Raw genomic sequence first — 19,261 nt, 5'->3', positions numbered from 1 at the left:
CATAGCGATTTAGCCCTGCGGAACCCTGTATGAAATTTTAGTGCGAAAGCTCGACCACGGCAATGAGCTCAAAATGAACAACCCCGGCTGCATGAACAGCCGGGGTTGTTGAAGCAGGATTCAGGAAAATTACGCTACGCTATTCTATCACTACTTTGATGGTCAGCTTAGCACTCTCCGTTGTCCAGGTTACGAAATACATGCCCGAGGCCAGTGGGTGAGTCGGCTTAATGGCGGCTTGCATAGTGTTGGCATCCACGGCCTGCGTGAATACCAGGCGGCCTACGTTATCGAACACCTGTACCGTGCTACCCGCGCTGCCCGTGAGGTTGGTAACCGCTACCTGGAAGCCGTCGTGGGTGGCGGGGCTGGGGTAGGCCTGCAGAACCGGCGCGGCACCTTCCGGAGCATAGTGCACCGTAGCTACCGGAGAGTAGGCCAGGATGCCATCGTTGTCTACCTGCCGCAGGCGGTAATAGCTTAGGCCAGTCAGCGGAGCGTTATCAACCAGGGTGTAGTCGTGGCGGAAGGTGGTGCTGCCCTGGGCCTCTACGCGGCCAAGCTCATTAAACCTATGGCCGTCAGCCGACCGCTCCACCATGAAGTAGGCGCTGTTCTTTTCCGAAGCCGTGGCCCAGTCCAGGTGCACGGCCGAGCCTTTGAGTGTAGCTGTGAATTGCAGAAGCTCGACGGGCAGCGGTGCAGAGCCCGTCAGGGGGTTATCCACTTTGTTGGTCGAGGCCAGTGCGAAGTAGGAGGTGCTGTTGATAGTAGTAAGGGAAGCGGCTGAAATAGTGTAGCCACGCGGCGCATCTGGAGAATATACGCCAGCCCCGCCAGCCGTGCTCCACGGGCCGCTTGGGCCATTAGAACGGGCCACGCGTAGGTTACCAGGCACAGTCACGGCCTCGTCCACCACATCAGTGTTGAAGCTCAACTGTACGGTGGGCTGGGTGATGGTGCCCGACAGCAGATGAATACGGTAGTAGCGGTTGGCTGAGAGGTTCGACAAAGTGCCATCGACCGTGCCAGCTGGCGCACCGTTGATGATTTCGACCAGCACCACTGGGCTCAATGAAGCGCCCTGCGGCTTAATCGTGACAGGGCGGTAGCGGCCACCTGCACCCACTGGGAATACCCGGATGCTGGCGGCTTCGTTGGGCAGCGTCATGGCCAGGCGGCCCGATACGTAAGAACTCAGGGTATTGCCGATAATGGGCTGAGTAGCCGTGTTGGTCAGGCTGATAATATTGGTCGAACCAGCCGGACCCGTGTAGAGGAAGCCATTCTTCAAAGTCAGCAGGTCGACTACCGTAATGTTGGTATTCGTGCCCAATGTGAGAGTATTACTCCCGAACTTCTGCAAATCCCAGAAGGTAGTATTACCGGTGACGGAATGATTAACATCCGTGAGAAACTGCGTCAGGCTGTTGCCTTGGTCGAAGTTGCCAGTATTGGTAAAGTTACCGCGAAACACCATCGTAGAAAAGCCCGCCAAAAAATTCCCGCCTGTGGGAATGGTGAAGTCCGCGTTGGCATGAAGCAGATTGGTCGCGTTGGCAATGTAATAGCCCGCGTTGGTGAAGGTTCCGTTAGCATTCACCTCACCGGTGGCGGCCGAAAAGTTGCCGCCTGCCAAATTGGTGAAGGTGGTGCCCGCGTTTAGGTTACCGGTACCGGCTAGGTAGGTGCCGCTGTTGCTGAAACTGGTGCCTAGCGTGATGGTACCCGCGCCAGTTGAGGCATCGTACGTGCCTCCATTGGTGAGCGAAGTACCCGTAGTGAAGTTGCCACTGCCCAGCGTAAGCGAGCCGTTGTTGGTCAGGGATGTGCCCAGGCTTACCGCGCCGGCCCCCAGCGTCACAATGCCAGTGCTGCTCGTCGTGAGCGAAGCCCCTGTCGTCAGCTGGCCATCGTTCAGGTTGAAGGTGCCGGCCACCGTAGCCCCGCTCGTGGCTGAGGTCAGGGTGATGTTCTGGCTGGTGGGGTTGTTAACGGTCGTGTTGGCAGCCACACTCAGGGTGCCGTTGATGGTCAGGTCGAGGTTGGTCAGCTGCTTGGTATTAGCACCTGAGAACGTCAGATTATTGTACGTGTCGCGGGCCGGCAGTTGCACGGCACCCGTGAAATCCACATTACCTGTGTTGGGCGCTACGAAGTTGCTGTAGTTGCCGGCGGGGAACAGGGCCGAGCCAATGCGCAACGTGCCGGTACCGGTCACGGCGTTGAAATTATTGGCCGCGTTGGCGGCCAGGTCCAGCGTACCCAGCAGCTGCAGGGTCGCTGCTCCACGGCCGGGGCCGTTCGAGTTGATGAGGTGACCAGCGCGAATCACCGCCGGGTTGGCCACGGTGGGGAAGGTGGTAGGCAGCGGGCTGGAGTCCGTACCGTTTGAGTTAAACGTCCAGGACGAAGCCAGATTCCAGGCCGCGCCGGCGGCCAGGCCGGCCGTAGCGTTCCGGCTGTAGTAAGTATCAACTGCGTTGAACTCCGAAACCTCCGCGCCCGTGTAGTCGCCACTGATGTAGTTGACGCCAGTATTGGTGAGGGTATTGGCTGTAGCATCTACCGAACTGCCGCTAATGCCGCCGACGGGCACCCAGGCCCCGTTCAGGAAACGGCCCAGCTTGTAGCTGGCTTTGGTGCCGTTCACGTCGTTGCCCACGCCGTTGTCGATGAAAGTGAACTGCTGCGTAACCGTAGGTGTGGCGCTTAAGCCCGTGCTGCCTACTTGCCAGTAGTAATTCAGCTCCTTGGCAGCAACATCAGTGGTGGAGGGGTGAGCCAGGTCAATGGGCTGCACCGTGATGGTGCCGGCCACCGAGTTGGTGGTCAGGTTCATTTGCACAGGGGTGTATTTGGCCGCCGCACCTATAGGGAAAGTGAAGTTCAGTGCGCTGGCGGGGTAGTTCTTGCGCAGGCCCTGGTCGGCCACGATGCCGTTGGTACGGATGAAGCGCGTGGCATCAAAGCCAGTCACCGCTCCGGCGGCTGTGTTGCTCAGCCACAGCAGGTTCGAGCCGATGGTGAGTACGCCGTTGGTGAGCTTGAGCACTTGGGTGATTTCCTGGTTGGTCGTGCTCGTGGCACCAAGAGCATTGTTCAGTGTCAGGTTGCCGAAGCGGCCCGTGCCGTTGCCGCCAATGGTTTGATTGGTAGTGCCGGCCAGGATGATGCTGCCCGTGCCCGTGCTGGTGTGGGTGGCCGAGTTCAGCACGTCGCCTAGCGCCGTCAGGGTTTTGCCGTTGTCGTCGAGCGTGCCCTTGGTCAGGGTCAGGGTGCCGGCCGTCAGTGCGTTGCCGCCGAGCTGCAGCTTGCCGTTGGTCTGGGGCGTGTTCAGCACCAGGCCGCCAAACACGGTCAGGTTACTGGCCGTGCCCGTGAGCAGCTGCGTGGCAATGCCACCCAGGAAGCTGGTGGTCTGCGTAGTCAAAATCGGCTGGAAACCGCCCGCGTTCAGGGCTGTACTGGCCGAGGTGTTGTTGTTGGTGAGGCTCTGGTAGATGTTCAGATCCAAGCCGTTGGCATTGAAGAACGAGTTGTCGTTGCCGATGGTCAGCGAACCTTTCAGCGCCAGCGCAAGCACGCCCGTGAGTAGGCCGGTGTTGGTGTTCGTGTTGTTGGCACCGGTTGCTACGCGCAGGTCGTAGAGCGGTACCGTCGCGCTCACGCTGATGCTCACGTTGCCCACGCCGGCAGCGGTGTTGCCCAGCACTACTGTCCCGCCCGTCACTACCGTCGAGTCGGGTGCCAGGTACAGGTCGGCCGCGATGGTGGGTCGGCCGTTGGAGCGGTGCAGGTTCAGGGTGCCGCCGCTCATGCGGAAGATACTGCCCTTGCCCTGTACCTCAAACAAACCCCGCTCGTTGTTCTGAGCAGTTGTGGCGCCCTGACCGTCGATGTCGATGGTGCCGCCGCTCTGGTCGAAGCGTAAGGCTCCGTCGAGGTTGGTCACCGTGCGGCGAATCTGGCCGTTTACGTACAGGGTGCCCCCGGTGGCAACTTTCAGCGTCGGGGTTCCGGCGCTGGCATATTCCAGGTCATTGCCGGTGCCGGTGGCGCTGCCCACGCTTAGCGTCCCTTGCAGTACCTGTACCTGGCCGGCCATTTTCAGGTCCGAGGCCGCGCTGGTGTTTGTGGCTACAGTTACTCCTGCATTCGGCGCGTCCACGGTCAGGCCCGCGTTATCGGTGATGAGATAGGGGCTGGCCGCGTTGTGAATGGTCAGGGGCTGCGTGCCCGAATTCTTGGCGTAGCGCAGCGTGCCGTTGGTCAGGGTCAGCCAGTTGCTGGTGGGCGTAGTTAGGGGGGCCCGCCACGTCCAGGTTCAGTGTGGCCGTGCGGCCAGTACCCTTGTTCACGGTGAGCGAGTACAGGGTGGTTGCGCTGGCCGTAGGACCCGTGATGTTAGCCGTCTGGTCGCCAGTGAAAGTAAGGGCGGCCGTCTTGCCGCCGGTATTGAAATTTAGCGTGCCATTGTTGGTGATGGAGCCGTTCACGATAATATTGTTCGTGACGGCTGCGCCCGCGCTATTGGTGTCGAAAGTGGCCCCGCTGTTAACCTGCACATCGGTGTCGACCGTAAGATTACAAACGGTGCCATTGTTAAAGTGCAGGCCGCCGGCTTGCACGAGCATCGAGCCGGTGCGCAAATCTCCGGTTGCGGCTCCACTCAGGTAAGCATCACCCACGAAGCTGGAAGCTGTGCCCGACTTAAACTGCGAGTAAACCTGCAAGTTCAGGCCAGGAAGCGTGATGGTGGTGTTTACAATGGCATTCAGCCACAGGCTGTTGTAAGAATTGAGCGATAGGCCCGTAGAAGAGGTCGTGGGCAGCGTCACATCTTGGTTATAAGCAGGCGTGTCGCTAACGTAGGGAGTCGTCGTCGTGTAGTACTCAACGGTACCGCCGCCAGCCTGTAGGAAAGACCCAAAATCACCGCCTGGGAATACAGTAGTAGTGGTGTACACGTAGGAATTATTGCCATTATTTTTCCCCGAACGGACGGTAGCCGATGCAATACGCAGCACCCCCGACCCGCCCGGCTTCGAGTCCGGCAGGGCCCCAAAATTTAGCCCCGTGAAGGCCTGCGCATCCAGTGTCGAGCCGTTGTCAATCACCAGCGAGCCGGCTTTGGCATTGTCGGCCGTCACGGTCACCGTGTGGTTGGCCCCGTCAGCAGCTGAGCCGATAAACACCGGGTTGCCGGCACCGGGCACCGCAGTTGCCGCCGTGCCGTTGTAGCCGGTGGTGCTCCAGGTAGTGGGTACTTCCCAGTTGCCACTGGTGCGGCTGTAGAAAGCCGTGATGGGGCCAAACGCGGTCGGTTCGCCGGCCGTGAATTCTCCAGCGAAATCATCGATGGCGTTGAAGTTGATAAAGGAAAGGCTAGCGCCAACGCTCATGCCATTGGCAGGGTATTTCATCCAGGTAATGGGCAAGTAGCGGGCAGGTACGTAATTGGCCACCGTGCCGGTACCAACCGCGTTGGTCATGGTGAACTGTTCGTACACCGAAGAAGCCGGAATAGACCCAAAATCAGCACTGCGAACCTTCCAGTAGTAAGCCAGCGAATTGGTAGTACCCGTCACAAAAGGATTGCGGGAACTCACCGGGCTCACGCTTACCCGCCCAAACTTGTCGAGCGGGTCGGAAGAGGCTAGGCGCAACTCAATTTTGGCTGGTGCATAGCGTGCCGTGCCGCCTTGGCCCGTCCCAACCGGGAAAGTGAAGGAGTCGCCCTTGCCATATGTTTTCTGCAGGCCCAAATCGCTCTGATTGCCAGATGTCTGGATAAAGCACGACGTAGAGAAGGTATTACCCGTACCCAAAGCATCTGTTTGCACATTCGTCAAGGCTAAGCGGTTTGAGCCAATGGCGAGAATGTTGTTGCTAAGCAACATGAGTGTGCTGGCGACGCTCATGTTGGCCGTTAGCGTAACCGCCACGGTGCCTGTGGCCCTCGAATTATTGATTGTAAGGTTGCCAAATACCCCGGTGCCATCGCCGCTCACCGTTTGGTTGGCGGTGCCAGCCAGCACAATGCTGCCCGCGCCGCCCGCGCTGGTGTGCGCGGCCGAATTCACCAGATTGCCCAGCACGTTGATGGTCTTCGTACCATCGTTCAGCACGCCCTTGAGTAGCGCCAGCGTGGCTGTGGCCGGCACCCGGTAAGTCGTTACCGTGCCGCCCAACGTAAGCGTACCGGCCGATTTATCCATGGTCCAGTTGTTGAACGTGCCGACGCCCGCTGTGGTCCCGATGGTGCCGTTGTTTGTCAGCAGCTGGTTTTGTGGGCCGCTGAAGATGGTTGTATTATTGCCGGGTAGGTAGGAGCAGTTCGCGCCGATAACGAGCGTGCCCTGGATGTTTACATCCAGTGACTTGGCATCAAACGTGGTAGGGTTAGTGGCGTCGAGCGTGAAATTGTTCAGCACCGTGATGGGCTGGGCATTATTAGTGGCACCCGTGGTGTATTCCGATGTGATGTTGGCCAGCACCGCCTTGCTGGTTGAACCACCCGAGAGCGTTGGCTTTTTGATAAGTAGATTCCACAGGGGAGCCGTCGTGAGAATACTAGCGTCTGTATTAGTGTTTGGCAGCTGTAATTCAATGATACCTCCCGTTACAATGGCATTATTGCTGTTTACTCCGATGTGAAACAGGCCCGTACAGTTTGCCGGGTTCGCGACGCGAATAGTTCCACCCGTCATCCGGAACGCCTGAGATTGGTAAGGAATGGCAAAGCGGGCAAAATTCGTAGTTGCGCCAGTTCCTGCAAAGGTGCCAATTGCTTCAAAAGTGCCTCCTGTAATAATAAAAGAGCCCCGGTGGTCGGAAGAGGTACTAGAAGGACGGAATTTGTCGACGGTTACTCTGCCGCCTTCAATAAGAATCTGACCATCTTCCCGAACAACCATGGCATCGGAGGTAACTGATGTGAGCAGGCCCGCAGAAACACGTAAAGTGCCATAAATAACAAACGCTAGCGCATTCGTATTTACTACGGTACCACCAGCCACCCACAAAGTGGGGCTAGTAGTAGTAGACCCCAGCTCATAATAGCCTGTATTAGCGCCAGTACCAGCAAAGGTGCCATTATGAATTTTGGCCAGATAAACGCCGCTGTTGATTTTAGTGACTCCATTAGCCAGTTCCAGCAGCCGGGCACTACCAAAGTGATTGAGGCGCAAGTTGCCTTGGGCGTTGCCGTATAAGCCAGCGGCAGATGTGATGTTAAGCAGTACCTGGCTGTCGGTGCCCTTATCAACTTTCAGAATATCGAGGTCGGTGTCGCCATTGCAGGCAAAAATGGCGTTGCTAGCGCCCGAAAATACAAGCGTGGCTACTTGATTGTCGTTAGCGGTTCCATTGTGCAGGTTTACCGTTCCGTTATTGATGAAACTACCGTACGCCGTCAGTATATGCGTACTACTGTTGGTGGTGCCAACGCCCAAAAACGTGCCTGCTCCAATCGTAATGTCACCATAAATGCTTAATGCACGGCTGGCCGCCGCGTTTCCGATTCTAAATAAAATGCCGGCGTTGGCGGTAGCTGCTGTCGCGTTGGCATTGGAGTTGCCGGAGGGAAAAGCAGTAGTGTTGGAGCGCGATAGTACCATGTTGCCATTGACCTTCAGGTCCCCATCTAGATAGGCAGTATAAGCGGTACCCGTGGTATTGAGCAGGCGCAGGCTATTGTACATGCCCGAGGCAGGCAGGGGCAAAGCCGAAGTAGTAGTGGTCCAGTCGTAAAACTCGACCGTACCTGTATTAGGGTCATCAAAATCGTTGTTCGTCACGGCTGGGAAGTAAGGGGCCGCAATGCGAAGGGTGCCCTGGCCAGCCAGGCGACCTAGCGTCCCCGTGAAGGCAGGGGCCGCTGGGGTAAAAGTCTTGCTGGTCAGGTCCAGCACCCCACCCCGCTGGATGGTAATGCTGGCGGGGGTTGCACCTGCCAGCAGTTTGCTGCTGAGCGTGACAACAAAGCTGTTAGTCACTACCACGTTATCACTGCTGGTTGGCAGGCGGGGGCTTATGCTCGTTGAGCCCGTAGGGTCAGTCGTCCAGATGCCCGCGTCAGTCCACAGGCCAGTAGTGCCGCCGCCATTGAACGTATACAAGGTCTGACCCATTGCAAGCGTACTCCAGAATATGGATAATAATCCAAGTAAGAATGATTTCATGAAAAGAAGGAATGGTGAATGATTTGGTAAAAGCGCAAATTAGTGGATGAGGAAATGTGGTTATAGTTTTACACTATACGAATTTTGCATAATTAATCCGTTAGAAAAAGCAACTTTGGCTCTCATCAAGTCAAAAGCACAATTATCTTTAATAGACTTGTTGCGAAGTGAGTGAAGTGCGGAATTTTCGACAAACTGTACTTAAATTTAGAACATGAACTTTTCCGTAAAAAACCTCACTACTTCGCGTAAATGGCGTGCTGCCACGGGACTCACGGCGGAGCGTTTTGCGCAGCTTTTGGCGCATTTTAAGCAGGCGTATTTTCGGTTAAATGGAACAGATATGATTGAACGTGGGGCTTTTGCGCCGTATGAAGTAGCCCTTAAAACAGAAGAAGAATTACTGCTTTTCACCCTATTCAGCTTCAAAGCAAACTTGACGTATGATTTGTTGGGATTGGTCAGTGGGATGGACGGTTCCAACGCGAAACGCAACCAGGAATTAGGCATTACGGTGCTCCAAGAAGCGCTGGAGCAAACCGGGCATGCGCCAAAGCGGGAATTTGCGACAGTGGCCGAATTTGAAGCCTATTTTCAGGAACACGAGACGTTATTGGTCGATGGAACAGAGCAACGCAAGCAACGACCAGGAAATAAAGAGATGCAAAAAGACTACTATAGCGGTAAAAAAAAATACACGCCGTAAAAGAGATAGTTATTTCAACGACCATTCGCTGGATTGGTTTTATCAGCCGTTGTTACGGCGGAAGACACCACGACTACAGTGTGCTAAAAAGCATTTTACCAGTTGATAAAGAGTGGTTTAAAAAGTTCAAGGTGCGGTTGGACCTGGGGTTTTTGGGCTTCGCGAAAGACTACGTTTGCCGGAAAGTTTTTATTCCTATCAAAAAGCCGAAAGGGAAAGAACTCACCGATGAACAACGAGAAATAAATACAAAACAAGCAAGTGAACGAATTACCGTAGAGCATAGCATTGGCGGATTGAAACGTTATCGAATTTTGGAAGACCGATTACGTTTGCATAATTTGAACCTGTACAATGACGTGCTGGGAGTGTGTGCGGGCTTGTGGAATTTCAGCTTAAATCTGTGATTAATAGCTCGCAACAAGTCTAATAGAGGTATCTGGAAAAAGGCTAAGTACAATTTCTGGAGTTTTGTCTCCGGAAACTGGAATTGTATTATTTTGATTATGTTTTTAATGCGATTTATCTTGAATATGGTTATTATTGATAATTAATGATTGTTTAGTTGAGCGCTTTTCACCGGTATTAATTGCCGCACAGATTATGTGCAGTATTCGTTTTAGACGTTGGTAAATAGGAGATGCATTCGCAGGGCACACCACGGCGATGGTCATTTATTATGATTTTTTGACTGGTGGTTTTTCGGGTACCTTTGCCGGCCGGCCGGCTGCACGTTGCCCATTTGCCGGCTCTTCCTGTATGGACCCAACTGTTTCCCAAACCATCCCCGAAGTCATTCGGACCGTTCCGCTCCAGTACTACGTCTTTTTCGCCTCGGCCCTGTTTGCCATCGGTGTCACGGGCGTGCTGGTGCGGCGCAATGCCATCATCATCTTCATGTGTGTGGAGCTGATGCTCAATGCCGTGAACATCCTGCTGACGGCCTTTTCGGCCTACCGCTCCGACCCCAACGGCCAGATTTTCGTGTTCTTTATCATGGCCGTGGCTGCTGCCGAAGTCTCGGTCGGCCTGGGCATCATCGTCATGATTTACCGCAACTTCCAGACCACCGACGTCAACCTGCTGAGTAGGCTAAAATGGTAAATGAGCAAGTGAGTAAATGAGTAACGGCTACCGGCCGCTACCTCGATTTGCTCATGTCCGCACTCGTTTACTTACTTACTCAGTTACTTACTTATCAATGGAAACCGTTCTTCCCGGCGCCAACGCCCCTTACCCCACGCTGCTCTACGTTCTCATTCCGCTGTTGCCCTTCCTGGGCTTTCTGCTGAACGGGCTGCTGAACCGGAAGCTGTCCGGCACCGTGGCCGGCCTCATTGGCAGCGCCACGGTGCTGGGCTCGTTCCTGATTTCGCTGGTGCTGTTCCTGAATTTTCAGTACCAGTACACCGTGCAGCTATTCGAATGGATTTCGGTGGGCTCGCTGCAGATTCCGTTTCAGTACCAGATTGACCAGCTCAGCCTGATAATGCTGCTATTGGTGACGGGCGTGGGCTTCCTGATTCACGTCTACAGCATCGGCTACATGCACCACGACGAGAACGTGGGCAAGTTCTTTAGCTTCCTGAACCTGTTCATTTTCAGTATGCTGCTGCTGGTGATGGGGGCTAACTTCGTCATCCTTTTTATCGGCTGGGAAGGCGTGGGCTTGTGCTCTTACCTGCTCATCGGCTTCTGGAACAAGAACACCGCTTACAACAACGCCGCTAAAAAAGCCTTCATCATCAACCGTATTGGTGACCTGGGTTTTCTGCTTGGTATCTTTCTCATTTACCTCACCTTCAACTCGGTGCAATACGCCGAGGTGTTCCAGAAGGCCAGCCTTGGCCAGTTTGGTACGTATGGCGTGGGCATTTGTACGGCCATTACGCTGCTGCTGTTTGTGGGCGCAATGGGCAAATCGGCGCAGCTGCCGCTCTATACCTGGCTGCCCGATGCTATGGCCGGCCCCACGCCGGTTTCGGCCCTTATCCACGCCGCTACCATGGTTACGGCTGGCATCTACATGGTGCTGCGGGCCAATGTGCTGTTCACGCTCTCGCCCGATACGCTGCAGGTAGTGGCCATTGTAGGCGCGGCCACGGCGCTGTTTGCCGCCACCATTGGCCTGGCCCAGAACGATATCAAGAAAGTGCTGGCTTACTCCACCGTTTCGCAGCTGGGCTATATGTTCCTGGCGCTGGGCGTGATGGGCTACTCCACGGCCCTGTTTCATGTGCTCACCCATGCCTTCTTCAAGGCGCTGATGTTCCTCGGGGCCGGCTCGGTTATTCATGCCATGAGCAACGAGCAGGACCTGCGCCGCATGGGCGGCCTGCGCAAGGCATTGCCCATCACCTTCCTCACGTTTCTGATTGGCTGCCTGGCTATTTCGGGCATCCCGCCGTTTTCGGGCTTCTTCTCCAAAGACGAAATCCTGGCGCACGCCTTTGAGCACAACAAAGTGCTGTGGGCCATGGGCTTGCTCACGGCATTCCTCACGGCTTTTTACATGTTCCGCCTGCTGTTTCTGGCTTTCTTCGGCGAGTTCCGGGGTACTGCGGAGCAGAAGCATCACCTGCACGAATCGCCCGCTTCGATGACTTTTCCGCTCATTGTGCTGGCCATTCTGGCGGCTGTGGGTGGTTTCATGGGCGCGCCCATGTTCACGGGCGGTCACCACTATCTGGCCGAGTATCTGGCTCCGATTTTCACCTACTCGCAACGGCTGATGCCCGAGGTTTTCTCGGCCGAGCTGGACAAGGGGACTGAATACATGCTGATGGGCCTCTCGGTAGGGGCAGGTTTGTTGGGCATCATTCTGGCTTATGTGATGTATGTGGCCCGCGCCCAGCGCCCCGCCGAAGACGAGGCCCAGCGTTCGGCCCCCGAGAGCCTGGTGTACCACAAATACTACATCGACGAACTGTATAACAACCTGTTCACGCGGCCCGTTATGGCACTGTCGATGGGGTTGTACAAGTTTGTGGAAAACGGCGTTATTAACCCTGTGGTGGGTGTTTTTGGCCGCGCTGTGAATGGCGGCGGCCAGCTGCTGCGCTACGTGCAGACCGGGGCCGTTGAAACCTATCTGATACTGATGGTTGTGGGTATTGTGCTGATTCTGGGGCTGAATTTTGGCCGGTTCTAAAGCTGGAATTCGCTTGGTATTTTTTGGGAAAGCCGCCTGTGAAAACAGGTGGCTTTTTCTGTAATAACCGGTCGGCTGGCCGGCTAAAAAATGGCCCTATTTAAGTGAATGAAACTTTTGATGGCTGGAGAAAGCCAAATATTTAGTTTGGCAAGTGCCTGATTTATAAAATATTTATGTTTTAATAATTAGGACTTGCAGGGTTAGGATAGCAACTTTTTTAGCTAAAAGTGGTATAGGACAACATCTGAAGCAACGTGGGCCGACTGGCTCGCGGCGAATGATACATCTATCTCCAAACCTAAAACTTATGGCCTCAAAACCTAATCTCCTACGTGGCCTCGCCTTGGGAGCAGTCATGCTCGGCATGGCAGCTCCGGGTGCTCAAGCCCAAACCGCCGACCGCAAAACGGCGCTGAGTGCAAACATCGGTTTGCTGCAGTACAGCGGCAACATGGGTTCCGACTTCTGGAACCGCTCCGGCAACGACCTGTCGGTGGGCGGCGGCGGCACCATCACGCGTTACCTGTCGCCATCGTTCGACGTGGCTGTGCTAGGCTACTACGAAACTTACAAGTACAGCAGTGAGCTGTACACAGGCTCCAACTTTGAGGCCCGTATCGGCATGGTGGACCTGGGTCTGAAGCTCAAGCTCAACAACGGTAAGATTCTGAAAGAAGACGCCTTCATTCAGCCTTACCTGATGGGCGGCGCCGGCATGTTCCTGGCCAACAGCTCGGGCCAGGTTTCCGGTAAAGGCTTTGGGGTTACGCAGATTCGTCGGCCCGAGGTATTTGGCTTGGCCGGCCTGCGCTTTCGTCTGAGCGCTGCTGTGTATCTGGACCTGACTACCAGCCAGCACTACCCCTTCACCGAGCGCGTAGACAACTTGAGTAGCCCCAGCGATAAGCTGTATGACCGGTTCCTGTTGCATCAGGCCGGTATTACGGTGGCACTGGGCAAGATGCAGGACGAGGACAAAGACGGCGTTTCGGACAAGAAGGATAAGTGTCCCGGCACCCCGGCCGGCGTAGCCGTTGACCCCAATGGCTGCCCGCTCGACAAAGACGGCGACGGCATTCCCGACTACCAGGATAAGTGCCCCGACGTGAAAGGCGTGGCCGCCCTGCAGGGCTGCCCCGACCGTGACGGCGACGGCGTGACCGATGCTGACGACGCTTGCCCCGATACCCCCGGCAAAGCTGAGCTGAAAGGCTGCCCCGATTCCGACAACGACGGCGTAATCGACCAGAACGATAAGTGCCCCAACACGCCAGCTGGTGTGAGCGTGGATGCCAATGGCTGCCCGCTTGACCGTGACGGCGACGGTGTACCCGACTACCAGGACCGTTGCCCCGACCGTGCCGGCCCCGCCAGCAACAAAGGCTGCCCCGAGATTAAGGCTGAAGCCAAGAAAATCCTGAACGAAGCCACCAAGTATATCAACTTCGATTTCAACAAGGCTACTCTTAAGGCCTCGTCGTATCCGAAGCTGGAGCAGATGGTGCAGATTATGAACGACTACCCGGACTACAGCCTCAGCATTGCCGGCCATACCGACAGCAAAGGCGCTGATAACTTCAACCTGGGCCTGAGCTACGAGCGTGCCAACGCTGCCCGTGCCTATATGCTGAGCAAAGGCATCCCGGCCGACCGTATTGAGGCTCGTGGCTACGGCGAAACCAAGCCGATTGCCGACAACGCTACGGCTGCTGGCCAGGCGCTGAACCGTCGGGTTGACTTCGACCCCTACCTCACCGGCGAAACCAATGCCGCCGAAGTGAAGTATGGCGCGGCGCCCACCATCACGGAAATTAAGGCTGCCGGCAAGCCCGTACCGACCCGTGCTAACAAAGTAGTGCCCAAGAAAGCACCTGCTAAGAAGGCTCCGATGAAGCGCAAGTAGATTGCCCTCGTGGCAAGCGCTAACTAGAAAGGCCCGCTCGATGAGAGCGGGCCTTTTTTGTGTTTATATCGAATGTTTATATCGAATACGTTGCGGATAGATAATATAATCCGCCCACGCTTGGGCCGCCGAGGTAAGACACATAATACCGGTTGAGCAGGTTGCTGGCACCCAGCTTGAAGCGTAGGTTGGGCGCGGGCACGGAATAGCTGAGCTGAGCGTCGAGGGTGTGGTAGGCCGGCACGGTACCGTTCACCAGAAAAGTCTGGGAGTAGTAGTCCTGCTGCCAGCGGTAGTTGAGGCCGAAACCGAAGTTCTTGTAGGCGTTTTCGTTGCCCAGGCTCAGGTTGCAGGCCCAGCGCGGGGTGTTGAAGCCATCTTCGAGGCCGTCGCCGTTTTCGGTGCGGTCGAGGCGGGTATAGGTGGTGTTGGCCCCCACGAGGTAGCCACCGGGCAACTCGTAGCGCAGGCCCAGCGAGCCGCCATAGTTATACACCTGGCTCTGCGAGTTGGTCCAGAGGCGGTAGCGGGCCTGGGTAGGTGCCGGGCCGGTGAGGTTCGTGTTATTGAGCGCCGTGGCGATGGCGTTAAGGTCAGCATTGGCCGGCAGGGGTGCGCCGCCGCCGGAAGCTACCGGCACGTAGGCCTCTACCTGCGCAATAAAATCGCGGTAGGAATTATAGTAAAAATCGACATCGGCCAGCAGCCGGCCGCCCGGCCCGAAAGTAGCCTTGTAGCCGGCCTCCAGCGAGCGTATGTGCTCGGGTTTGATGTAGGTGTAAGGGTTTTTCACCAGCAAGCCCTGGCTGGCGGCAATGGCCTGGGCGCGCGTCTGGCCCGGCGTGCCGTTGATGCCCGCCGTCACGGCCGCGTTGAAGCGGTCGATACTGCTGCGCAGGTAGCTGTTCTCAAACACGCCATCCGACATCACCCGCAGCCCGCCAATGCGCTTCACCTGCCCGCTGTTCACATTCGAGAAGCCCTCGAACAGGCTCGGGAATCGGTAGCCGCTCTGATAGCTGAGGCGGAAGTTCTGGCGCGGCGTGGGCGAGAGTACGGCCGTGAAGCGCGGGTTGATTTTCAGATTGAAATAGTCGTTTTTATCGGCCCGCAGCGTGGCCGTGAGGCGCAGCTTCTCGGCGAAGAACCGGCCGCCGGCCTGCACAAAACTGCCCGTTTTGGAGTAGGTCAGGTTGTCATTGAGTGGGTCTTTGCCGGGGTTGGGGTTGATGAAATAGTTGCCGTCGGGCACCACGATGTAGGTGCGGTGGTCGGCCCCGGCCAGCAGGTCGAGGGTGGCGGGCAGGTGCGCGCCGCCGCGCCGCAGGGCTTCGGCCAGGTTGGCTTGGGCCTCGGCGTGCAACAGGCTGGCCCGCACGCGCAGGGCCGCGCCCACGTCCCAGTTGTTCACGTCCTGCAGCTGGCTGAGGCGCTGGTTGAATGCCGTAGTACCGGGTTGGAGGCGGCCGGCATCGGCGGCGGCTCGGGCACTGGCCAGGGCCTGGGGCACGGGCTGGCCGCCGGCCGTGGCCGCGTTCCAGGCCGTGGCAAAGTCGCCGTACCAGGCATTGTCCGGCTTGTAGCTGCGGTCGATGTTCTCGCCCATCGAGCGCAGGTTGTAGCTGCGGCCGGTATTTTCCCGGGTGAAGTAGGCGCGGGCCTGCACCACGGGCGTGATCAGGCTCAGAGCGTGCTGCTGCAAGCGGTAGTCCTGCAGCCGGAAGCGGTTGGAGCGCTGGTATACATTGTCGAAACCGGCTACGCGGTAGGTGTAGGCCAGCTCCGTGCCGGGCCGGAAGCGGTAGTGCAGCGCCGCGTCGGCCTTCAGGGTCTGCAGGTTGTAATCGACCAAATCCCGCTCGTCGTAGCCGGTGCGGGCCACCGAGTAGCTCTTGCCCCCCAGTGTGAGGTTGCGGCGGTCCGACGACTCGTTGCCGTAGCGGTTCACTTGGTCCTGGGCCGGGTTGCTGGCCCCAAACAGGCCGGTGGTGGCGTTGCCGTTGGGGTTGATGTCGGTCTGGTCGTGGGCCACCCAGTCGTAGCCGCGCAGAAAAGTGCCGTTCATCTTGAGCGCCAGCTTATCGGCCACCAGCACCCTGGCGTAACGCAGGCTGGTTTCGGAGAAGATTTTGGCCCCGCTATACGGGTCGCCAACGTGGTTGACGCCGGTTTTCTGCTGCACGCTCAGGCCCTCGGAGCTGAAGGGGTTTTTCGTCCGGAAGTTGGCTAGCCCGTTGATAGCGTTCAGCCCATAGAGAGCGGCGGCCGTGCCGGGTACAATCTCCACCGCCATGATATCCAAATCGCTCGGCCCCAGGATATTCCCAATTGGCCCGCCGATGTGCGGGGCCTGGTTGTCCACGCCATCCACGAGCTGGGCAAAGCGCACATTGGTGGTGTTGGTGAAGCCCCGAGCATTTATCACCTTGAAAGCCAGGCTGGGCGTAATCACCTGCACGCCTTTGAGGTGCTCAATGGCATCGAAAAACGACGGTGCGGGCGTGAGCCGCAGCGCCCGCGCGTTGAGCTTTTCCACCGTCACCGGCGACTGCAAAAAGCCCTCCTCGACTTTGGAAGCGGATACCACTATTTCCTCCAAATCAACTTTCTGGTGGGTCGTATCGGCCGGAGCTATCTGCTGGCCCTGCGCGGCAAAAACGGGTAGCCAGGCCGCCGCAAACAGCACCGGGTGGGGGCCAAAGAGTAAACAGGAACGCATAAAAACAAACGTTATATCCGTAAATATATAACGGATTGCTGCCTGCCAACTACTCGTGCAGTCGGTTTGTTTCGCGCGCCATGAATTCCTGAAAACGGGCTTGCAGGGCCTGGAACTCCACAATGGCGGCCTGGCCGGCGGCCGTCACCACTGCCCCGCCGCCTTTGGAGCCGCCGGTTTGGGTGCTCACCAGCGGGGTGGTAGCCTGCGCGTTCATGGAGCTCACCAAATCCCAGGCGCGCTTGTAGGACATGCCCATGGCCTGCGCGGCCTTCGAGATGGAGCCCAGCGCGGCAATGTGCTCCAGCAATTCCAGCCGGCCGATGCCGAGGAACCGGCCGTCGTCGGTTTCGAGCCAGAGGCGGCCGTTGAGGCGATAGGAGTGGGTGGGCCGCAGCAGGGATTTCATCCGGCAATGATACACGCAACGGCCCCTTGCCGGAGCCATGCTACAGCAGTTGCTGCATCTGCCGGGTATTTTCCACCCCCACGGCCCCCGATGCCGTTGCTATCTTTCGGCTATACCCGTTAGCCCCGGCTTATTGCGTATTGTTACCGCCTATGAAAAAAAGCGGCACAATCTGGTTACAGGCCGCTGTGCTGATGGCGTTGGCCCGAACAAGGCAGCATTTTTCGGCTTAATGGTTTCAGATTAACCTTCCTTCTCCCAATGTCAGTAATTGATAAAATAGCCTGGCTGCACCTGCGCGATGGTGCGGTGCTGAGCACCCGCAGCCACGGTAAAGACCGGTATTACTTCCCCGGCGGCAAGCGGGAGCCCGGCGAAACCGATGCCCAAACGCTGCTGCGCGAAATTGAAGAGGAGTTGACCGTGGCCCTCGACCCGGCCAGCCTGGTGCACGCCGGCACGTTTGAGGCCCCCGCCCACGGGCACCCGGCGGGCGTGCTGGTGCGCATGGCCTGCTACTACGCCGGCTACAGCGGTACGCTGCAGCCGGCCGCCGAAATTGCGGAAGTAACGTGGCTGACTTACCGGCACCGCGCCCAGGTATCGGCCGTAGACCAGTTGATTTTTGACTGGCTGCAAGCGCAGGGGTTACTGGCCGAGTGAGGCAGCAGCAAGCTGAGGCGTAACCAATTCGGCATCCGGGAGTAAAAATAGAAGCCCTGCTGCGCCCCCATCCGGCCGCACGGGCTCACTTATTTCTCCGCTATGATGTCAAAAAATGCGCCGCTATTGCTGGCCGGCCTAGGCCTGCTGGCCGCCTGCGCTGGCCCCAGCAAACAGGAAAAGCAGGAAGCTGCCGCCAACACGCCGGCCCAAACCGTGACCACGCCCATGGCCGACTCCGTGTATCTGCCCGCGCCATACGCCACCAAATCCGTTTCCAACCGGGTGAATATTCAGCCCTGGCCGGCCGGTAAAACCCCCGTGGCCCCCGCCGGCTTTACGGTGGCGGAGTATGCCGGCCAGCTGGATGGCCCGCGCTGGCTGTACGTGGCCCCCAACGGCGACGTGCTGGTGGCTGAAGCCAGTACCATTGCCATGAGCGTGCCCCTCAAAATAGTGGCCGCGCTGAAGCTCGACAAGTCCCGCTCACTGCGCGACCACAGCGCCAACCGCATCACCCTGCTGCGCGATACCAACCACGACGGCATTCCCGACTTGCGCACCACCTTCCTGGCCAACCTGAACCAGCCGTTTGGGATGCTGATTATGGGTAACTATTTCTACGTGGCCAACACCGATGGCGTGCTGCGCTTCCCGTACCAGCCGGGCGCTACCAAAATTACGGGCACGGGCCAGCGCATTCTGGGCCTGCCCCAAGGCGGCTACAATAACCACTGGACCCGTAACCTGCTGGCCGCGCCCGACGGCTCCAAAATCTACGTAACGGTGGGTTCGGCCAGTAACGTGCAGGAGCACGGAGCCGAGGAAGAAGTGCGCCGCGCCAACATTCTCCAGATAAATCCCGACGGCACGGGCGAAAAAGTATTTGCCAGCGGCCTGCGCAACCCCATTGGCCTGCAATGGCAGCCCGGCACCGGCAAGCTCTGGGCCGTGGTGAACGAGCGCGACGAGCTGGGCGATGAGCTGGTGCCCGACTACTTCACCAGCATACAGGAGGGCGGCTTCTACGGCTGGCCCTACTCGTATTTCGGCCAGAATGAAGAGCCCCGCCGCAAAAACGAGCGGCCCGACCTGGTGAAAAAAGCCCTGGTGCCCGATGTAGCGCTGGGGGCGCATGTGGCGGCCCTCGGCCTCGCATTCTATGAAAAGGACGCTTTCCCCGCCCGGTACCACAACGGGGCGTTCATTGGCGAGCACGGCTCTTGGAACCGCAAGCAGTATTCGGGCTATAAGGTTGTGTTCGTGCCCTTCGCCAATGGTCGGCCCGGCCAGCCGGAGGATTTTCTGACCGGTTTCCTGGCCGGTGGCGATTCGGGGGATGCCTACGGCCGGCCGGTGGGCGTGGCCACGCTACCCGACGGCTCGTTGCTGGTGGCCGACGACGCCGGGGATAAAATCTGGCGCGTGCGTGTGGCCAAGTAGCCCATTCAAATAGGCGCTAAAAAGCACGTCATGCAGAGCGGAGCAGCTTTACTGCAATAGCATGGTTACTGTTGCAGT

Annotated in this window: 11 protein-coding genes; 7 read left to right on the top strand and 4 right to left on the bottom strand. The window is 57.6% G+C overall.

The annotated features are described in order from the left end of the window. Positions 1-139: 139 nt before the first annotated feature. A complete protein-coding gene (locus tag KQ661_RS22945) occupies positions 140-4,171 on the bottom strand; it encodes a T9SS type A sorting domain-containing protein (RefSeq protein ID WP_216727863.1) in 4,032 nt (1,343 codons plus the stop codon). 13 nt (positions 4,172-4,184) lie between these two features. Then, positions 4,185-8,135 (bottom strand): beta strand repeat-containing protein, encoded by a 3,951-nt coding sequence (locus tag KQ661_RS20155; protein ID WP_216727862.1) that lies wholly within the window; start codon positions 8,133-8,135, stop codon positions 4,185-4,187. A gap of 265 nt (positions 8,136-8,400) precedes the next feature. Here KQ661_RS20155 and KQ661_RS20150 point away from each other — a divergent pair, with 265 nt between their 5' ends. From KQ661_RS20150 to KQ661_RS22940, 5 genes are all read left to right on the top strand, one after another. Next, positions 8,401-8,892 (top strand): transposase family protein, encoded by a 492-nt coding sequence (locus KQ661_RS20150; protein ID WP_216686216.1) that lies wholly within the window; start codon positions 8,401-8,403, stop codon positions 8,890-8,892. Next, positions 8,880-9,299 carry a transposase family protein gene (locus KQ661_RS20145; protein ID WP_216680677.1) on the top strand — a complete coding sequence of 140 codons (420 nt, stop codon included), beginning with the start codon at positions 8,880-8,882 and terminating at the stop codon, positions 9,297-9,299. The genes KQ661_RS20150 and KQ661_RS20145 overlap by 13 nt, the downstream gene beginning before the upstream one ends. Positions 9,300-9,651: 352 nt before the next feature. Further along, the gene (nuoK, locus tag KQ661_RS20140) at positions 9,652-9,996 is read left to right on the top strand and encodes an NADH-quinone oxidoreductase subunit NuoK (RefSeq protein WP_168673615.1); all 345 of its coding nucleotides are present in this window, start codon (positions 9,652-9,654) and stop codon (positions 9,994-9,996) included. Between the two features lie 97 nt (positions 9,997-10,093). After that, positions 10,094-12,043: an NADH-quinone oxidoreductase subunit L gene (gene nuoL, locus KQ661_RS20135; protein ID WP_216690201.1), complete on the top strand. Its 1,950-nt coding sequence runs from the start codon at positions 10,094-10,096 to the stop codon at positions 12,041-12,043. Positions 12,044-12,353: 310 nt separating this feature from the next. After that, entirely contained in the window at positions 12,354-13,949 is a 1,596-nt protein-coding gene (locus KQ661_RS22940) for an OmpA family protein (protein WP_269808171.1), read from the top strand. A gap of 76 nt (positions 13,950-14,025) precedes the next feature. Here the strand turns inward: KQ661_RS22940 and KQ661_RS20125 are convergent, their stop codons facing one another. Together KQ661_RS20125 and KQ661_RS20120 are read right to left on the bottom strand one after the other, a co-directional pair. Then, complete coding sequence (locus KQ661_RS20125) at positions 14,026-16,668, bottom strand: TonB-dependent receptor (RefSeq protein ID WP_216727861.1); 2,643 nt, start codon at positions 16,666-16,668, stop codon at positions 14,026-14,028. A gap of 49 nt (positions 16,669-16,717) precedes the next feature. Next, on the bottom strand, positions 16,718-17,077 hold the full coding sequence (locus KQ661_RS20120) for a winged helix-turn-helix domain-containing protein (RefSeq protein WP_216690199.1): 360 nt from the start codon (positions 17,075-17,077) through the stop codon (positions 16,718-16,720). A 261-nt stretch (positions 17,078-17,338) separates the two neighbouring features. Between KQ661_RS20120 and KQ661_RS20115 the strand changes: the two genes are divergently transcribed. Next, positions 17,339-17,740: an NUDIX hydrolase gene (locus tag KQ661_RS20115; RefSeq protein ID WP_216690198.1), complete on the top strand. Its 402-nt coding sequence runs from the start codon at positions 17,339-17,341 to the stop codon at positions 17,738-17,740. Positions 17,741-17,845: 105 nt separating this feature from the next. Continuing rightward, positions 17,846-19,183 carry a PQQ-dependent sugar dehydrogenase gene (locus KQ661_RS20110; protein WP_216728019.1) on the top strand — a complete coding sequence of 446 codons (1,338 nt, stop codon included), beginning with the start codon at positions 17,846-17,848 and terminating at the stop codon, positions 19,181-19,183. The last annotated feature ends 78 nt before the right edge of the window (positions 19,184-19,261 follow it).

Origin of the sequence: Hymenobacter siberiensis, assembly GCF_018967845.1 — a bacterium.
Classification (GTDB): Bacteria; Bacteroidota; Bacteroidia; order Cytophagales; family Hymenobacteraceae; genus Hymenobacter; species Hymenobacter siberiensis.
The sequence above is the reverse complement of the archived record's forward strand: the minus strand, read 5'-3'. Positions and strand labels throughout refer to the sequence as shown.